This window comes from Actinosynnema sp. NPDC023658 (assembly GCF_040639995.1).
GTDB lineage: Bacteria > Actinomycetota > Actinomycetes > Mycobacteriales > Pseudonocardiaceae > Actinosynnema.
Genome location: NZ_JBFAAX010000688.1, coordinates 1117 through 3080 on the forward strand (window position 1 = coordinate 1117; position 1964 = coordinate 3080).

At 71.7% G+C, this 1964-nt stretch carries 2 protein-coding genes and 1 pseudogene; 2 read left to right on the top strand and 1 reads right to left on the bottom strand.

Annotated elements, in window-relative coordinates; all coding sequences use genetic code 11:
• Positions 1-99, bottom strand: a pseudogene (locus tag AB0G02_RS33210) (MmcQ/YjbR family DNA-binding protein); the annotation flags it as partial.
• A gap of 829 nt (positions 100-928) precedes the next feature.
• On the opposite strand from AB0G02_RS33210, the gene AB0G02_RS33215 reads away from it, so the two are divergent.
• Entirely contained in the window at positions 929-1276 is a 348-nt protein-coding gene (locus AB0G02_RS33215; protein ID WP_360802205.1) for a hypothetical protein, read from the top strand.
• Between the two features lie 10 nt (positions 1277-1286).
• Positions 1287-1805, top strand: a complete 519-nt coding sequence (locus tag AB0G02_RS33220; RefSeq protein ID WP_360802207.1) for a hypothetical protein — start codon at positions 1287-1289, stop codon at positions 1803-1805.
• Positions 1806-1964 lie beyond the last annotated feature (159 nt).

Consider the following 1964-nt stretch of genomic DNA (forward strand, 5'->3'; position numbering starts at 1 on the left):
CGACAGGGCGAGGTACACGATCCGCCCGATGCGGAATTTGACCCGGTCGCGGACCAGCGCCTCCTCCGTGCGGGGGAGGGCCCGGGCGATGCGGCGCACGTCGTCGGCGGTGACGCCCCGGCGCGGCGCCGTCCAGCCGCGGGTGAAGGCGAGGTAGCAGTACTCGTCGATCACCTTCGCCAGCGAGCGGCCCGGGCGGCCGAGGTCGTCGAGCAGCTCCGGCTCGGGCACGCCGGCCTCGGACAGCAGGTCCACCGCCCAGCCGCGGGTGAGCAGCAGGTGCGCCCGGTACGCCGCGCCGTCGCGCCCGCCGTGCAGGCGGTCTGCGATCATGTTGTCCCACGGCGGCAGGCTGTTGGGCCGCAACGCGAACAGCAGCTTGGACGCCGCCGTCGGACCCAGCGTCCGGGTGCCGCGCGGCGTGGCCGCCGCCGTGCTCGCGGACAGCGCGGCGAAGCCCTCGGCCAGCCGCCGCACCTGCTCGTCGGTCAGGCCGGCGAGCCGCGTACCGGGATCGGGCAGGACGTCGCGCCACGACGCCCACCAGGCCGCCAGGCTCTCGTCCAGCACTCGCGGCTCGCCGGGACGGGGCGTGCGGATGCGGCAGCCCCACGCGTTGAGCCACACGTGCGCGGCGTCGCGGTGGGCGGGCGAGCCGAGGTCGAACGCCGGTGCGGTGGCGGCCGTGAGGACCGTCCACGACTTCTCCGGGGTGGTGAAGCCGCCGAACTCGGACACGGCGGCGCGCAGGGTGGTCAGATCCGGTTTCACGACGCGGCACCCTAGTTCACCCCTTGGGCACCGTTCACCCCTTGCGCGCCGGCGCGGTCGTCGGTAGAAACGTCGACGAGCCCGGCGTTCGGCCCGCCCCAGCTGCGCGCACCCCAAATCCCGCTACGGCGTACCGCCGCGTCCTTGGAGTGCCCGAATGACCGAGTCCTGGCTGTTGGAAACCCGCGTGTTCAAGCTCAAGCCCGGCACCCGAGCCGAGTTCGACCGCATCAGCCGCGACGGCACCATCCCGCTCATGCGCCGCATCGGCATCACGGTCCTCGCGTTCGGACCGTCCCCATTGGACGAGGACGAGTGGCACCTCGTGCGCGCGTTCCCGGGCATGGAGGAGCGCGTGCGGCTCGCCGGCTCGCTGTACGAGCACCCCGAGTGGGCCGAGTTCGACGGCCCGGTCGGTGAGATGATGGCCGACTACAGCACGGCGCTGGTGCCCGTGCCCGAGAGCACGGTCGAGCTGCTGTCCCAGCCCGGCGCGTTTGCCTAGGATCTCGTCGGTGACCAGGAACCTGTCGCACCTCGCGGCCATCGCCAACGTCGACGACGACTACCGCCACTACGCCAAGGAGGTCATCGCGCTCCCCGACCACGACGTAGCCCTGCCCGACGCGCACCTGAAGTGGTACGAGGTGCGCGAGGCGCAGGACGTGGTGGACCCCGGGCTGCGCGAGGAGGGCAAGTCGTTCCTGCGGGAGCAGGTCGCCTCCGGCGAGCTGGACATCTCCGGCGACCTCGGCTTCGTCATCCACCACCTGTGCCGCGGCGACTTCTACTTCCTCATCGTCTGCACCTGGCGGCGCGAGAACGAGATGTGGGAGACCGTCTACATCCGGGACGTGAAGCAGCACGACAGCTACCGCCGTTTGGAGCAGGGCAAGCACCGGGAAGTGCTCTGCGTGTGGGAGATGGGCGCGTTGCTGCACGAGCAGCAGGCCTGGATCCGCTACCTGTACTCCGACCGGGACGAGCAGGCCAAGATCGCCTACCTCGACGACCGGTTCACCGGCACCGTGTGACGTCGTCCGGGGTCGCCGCACGTCGCGGCGGCCCCGCACGTCCCGTCACGGGACCACTTCGCCCACCGGGTCCTGGCGCCGCTTCCGGTTCCACCGCAGGAACAGCAGCGCCGTCGCGGTCACCACCAGCGGCCACAGCATGTACACCGCCGTGGCGAC

Bases quoted from the DNA above. Each gene is read 5' to 3' on its own strand.
- AB0G02_RS33215 (WP_360802205.1), top strand. From the start codon at position 929: ATGACCGAGTCCTGGCTGTTGGAAACCCGCGTGTTCAAGCTCAAGCCC.